Origin of the sequence: Candidatus Mycoplasma haematobovis, from assembly GCF_001645765.1 — a bacterium.
Classification (GTDB): Bacteria; Bacillota_I; Bacilli_A; order Mycoplasmatales; family Mycoplasmoidaceae; genus Eperythrozoon_B; species Eperythrozoon_B haematobovis.
The window spans coordinates 1-3,946 of record NZ_LWUJ01000004.1 but is presented as its reverse complement, the minus strand read 5'-3'; the positions used below and the strand labels follow the sequence as shown (position 1 = coordinate 3,946).

Annotated in this window: 2 protein-coding genes; both read left to right on the top strand. The window is 28.9% G+C overall.

Going from position 1 to position 3,946, the window contains the following annotated elements; all coding sequences use genetic code 4:
• The coding region (locus A6V39_RS00150) for a DUF3713 domain-containing protein (RefSeq protein ID WP_187149644.1) at positions 1-2,823 on the top strand (2,823 nt) is incomplete at its 5' end.
• Between the two features lie 304 nt (positions 2,824-3,127).
• Positions 3,128-3,946, top strand: an 819-nt coding sequence (locus tag A6V39_RS00145; RefSeq protein WP_370664253.1) for a DUF3713 domain-containing protein, incomplete at its 3' end; no start/stop codon positions are given.

Here is a 3,946-nt window from a genome sequence, read left to right as displayed (position 1 = left end):
GTCCTGAATGAAGTCCTGAATAGCTTAAATAATGATGATTCTAAAAATGAGTTCAAATTAGAAAATGGTGATCCTTTTGTAACTTTATTTGCTGGTTTTTGAAATCATGTGTTGAAGGATTATTTACTCTATGAAAGACCAATTCCATTTAAGAAATTAACTTGAAAATACGACACCAAGAAAAGAACACAGGACATTAAAGATTTATTTGGAGATACAAAAGAGAAGTTACCAGAAGAAGCAAGTTATTACTTTCCTTTCATATCAGATGAATCAAACAGTAAATTTAAGAATTTTTTAGAAAAAATAAAGTCTAATTCATCGGCTAGTAGCCAGGATCTTAAAGGATATTCAGATATTGAAAATATTGATTTAGTAGTACCAATAACAACATTATCAAATTCTGAGTATACTTCTCAATTTACTGTAGCAGCCTTAGAAATTTATCATTATTTGGCCTCTCCCTTACAGAAAAAATTAAATAACGATAACTATTTAATAGAAGGGTCTGTTCCAAAAAATGATGCATGTAATGGTCAATTTTCTGGAATACCAGAAGTATCTATAGATTCAATTCTTTCAAAAGATACAAAAGAAATGTTTTGTTTGAAAAAAGGAAATGGAAATAATGGTACTAGCAATAAAGTCAGCGACTTTGTCTATTTAATTCAACAACAACAACAAAGCTGAATACTTTTCAAGGACAAAGAAGGAATACATGCTCTTACATATAACAAGGAAGCGACTGGAGATCAACAAGATCAACTCGAAAAACATTTAATAAATTCAAAAAATTTCAACGTTAAAAAAGTTTTAAAAAATTACTTTAATAAACATTTTGAAAGGCTGTTATTAGGCTATTGAGATAATTTTTTTGAAAAAAACTCTCAAGAACAGAAAGAACAGAAAGAACAGGCAAAAAAATTAAAGGTTCTTTTGCTTAGGGATCACTTTGCAAAAAATTTAGTTGATTTAAGAAAGACTTTACTAAAGGATTACCTAGATATATTCAGCGAAATTCTCCAAAAGAAAGATGGTTGATTTCAAAGTAGCTTAAAGCGCTCTTTTTCAGGTAAGTTTCCATATGAGTTATTTGCCTCTGAAAAGCCAGCAATTCTTTCAAATGATATTAACAATTTTCAAAATAGTATGATGCCTTTCTTGGAAGGCGCCTATTTACTTAGAAATGATAAAGGATCAAAGGTTAGATGGGCTTTGAATAGTTTTTGGGATGTTAAATCAAGTTTTGATGATTATTCAAGCGAGGTAGATAAATCTTTTAGTAAGAACAAAAGTAAGAAAGAAAACTGGGACTCTTTCAACTTTTTTAATTTTTCAAAAGAAGTCTTAGCAGTATCAAGTGGATCACAAAAAATCAAAAAAATTGACAATGAAGATTTACTTAATTCTGTTTCGATAAATCTTTTTCAGGATTCAAAATTATCTGAAATTATTTTTCAAGACAAAATATCTTCAGATTTAATTGATTTTTCATCTTGACAATGAAAAGTATCCGGAAATCTCTCTGGAACTACTGAATTAAGTAATTTAAAATCTAAGGAAGATTTGATTCTGGAGTATTTACATTTAAATTATTTAGAGTTATCAAAAAATTTAAAGATTCCTCAAATACTAGGTGATTTTGATTTTGAAAACAACAAGGATAATAAAAAAATAAGAGAATCTTTTGAAAAAATAAACAAAAATTTTAAGGTTGACAATGGCACATCTGGACACGATATAGGTAAAGGTGGAGAGTCATTAAATTTATTTGCAGTAAAGTGACTATCAGATAATGGTTTTGAGAATTTTAGGAAGTATTTAAGAAATACTCTCAAAAGAGATACTTTAACAGCTTTTGTATTTTCAAAGAAATTTTCAGAATCTGAAAAATGTTTGCCTAGTACCAATGATAAATTAAAGATAGTTGAAAATTTAGAGTTAAGCAAGAAAAGTTATAAGAGATATTCGATCTTTAGAGCTTCTTCTTCTTCTTCTGATGAAAAGTGATCCTGTTTATTAAATGAAGAGTCTCTTGACTTTGCAAAAGTTAAAGTTAAAGGAATATCAGAAGAAGTAAAACATTTAATAGGCTACAAAGGATTAGTAAACGGTAACTGAAAAGATTTCTTCCCCGAAGATATAGTTAGTCAGTTAGAGTACGCTTTTCCATTATGAAAAGACTCTAATTCTTTAATTAGCTATATAGATCAAAGCATACATTCAGAAGATAAATATAACGAATTAATAAAATTACTTAAGTTTTTATTTCCACAACATAATTGAGATTTTGATGTTGAAAGACAGTGTTCTGGTTTTAGCTTTGATTGAAAGTCTGGTATTAGAGATTTCTCTTGTCTAAAAAAATCTGATTCTTCCTTTAAAGAAAAGAAGGAATTACTTAAACAATACTTGAAACAAAGTAAGATATTAGATAGTAATTCTTCTAGATCAAAGCTAGTTAATAGCGGTTCAAACTTATTAAATGATTCCCTATTTACCTCAAAAAATGGATGATTTACAGATAAGGGCGGAGAATATCTAATAACTAGCAAAGATGGTAGTCAATATCAAATATATTTAGTTCAAATTAAATATGATGATGTTGAAAATGCAGAAAACTGAAAATCTTACTTGAAAACTATAGATAGTAGTTATTTCTTTAGAGAGTTAATTAAGGTTGCAAAAGATTCTAAAATTCAACAACAAGCACTACTTGATAGTTTAGCTTCAGGAGAAGGTAGCTTAAAAAACTTTAAGACTGGAGATGATCGTTTAAGAAAAGCCCTTGGTTATTCCTGATTTAAAAATACTAAATCCTAGCATTCTTTAACTAGATTAATGATATTTAACCATAAATTATTTTGACTCTTATTACCTTGTTCTTTAACTTCTCTAAGTACAATTAGTTTTAGTAGTACTGAGTCCTCCAATCCAATCCAAGACAGAGGAAACTAGTTCTTTAAGCCTAGAAAAAGAACTTGAAATTCTTAGTAAGATAGGTAGTAGTACTAGTCTTATTGAATTTAGTGATTCTAATAAGCAAGAGCTTAAAGAGCTTGTTGAACGATATTTAAAGACAACTAAAGGAGCAAAAACACTTGCCAAAAGATTAACCCAACATCTGATGCTAGGTCTAATTGATAATCATGAAAAAGGTAAATCATCACATGTTGGAGATAAGTTAAGGAGCAAAAAGTTATCTTTAAGTAGCATTAATAGCTTAAGTAGTTTAGATGAAAAATCACGTCAAGAAGCACGTTTTTTATTTGCCGGAGAGGAGCAAAAATACAATGAAAATGCAATTTTGGAAAAAGTCAGAGATATTTTTGAGCCTATTTTGAACGAAGTTTTAAGTGATTTAAATTTTGGAGAAAGTGACAGCAAATTTAAAAAAGAGGGCCATGGAGATCCGTTTATTAATCTATTTTCTGAATTTTGAGACTATATATTGAATGATTACATTCAGTATGAAAGACCAATTCCATTTAAGAAATTAACTTGAAAATACGACACCAATAACAGAAAGGAAGATATTAAAGCTTTATTTGAAAAACCTGACGATTCTTTACCTGACAAAGCTAGCTATTATTTCCCTTTCATATCTGCTTCATCTGAGGGCAAATTTAAACAATTTTTAGAAAAGATTAGCACTAAGACTCTTGATAGCAAAACATTGAAAGAATATTCAGATCTTGACAATGTTGATTTAGTAGTACCGATTACTTCTCTTTCAAATGGAGAATACACATCCCAATTTACTGTAGCGACGCTTGAAACTTATCATTATTTAGTTTCTCCTACCATTAAAGGCAACAAACAAAAAGATACATTTTTGAGAAATTCTGGATCTAGTCAAAATAGACGTTCGTGCGAAGACAAAGATTTAAGAATACCAGAAATATCTATTGAAGCACTTACAAAAGAAACAAAAGAAACAAAAGAA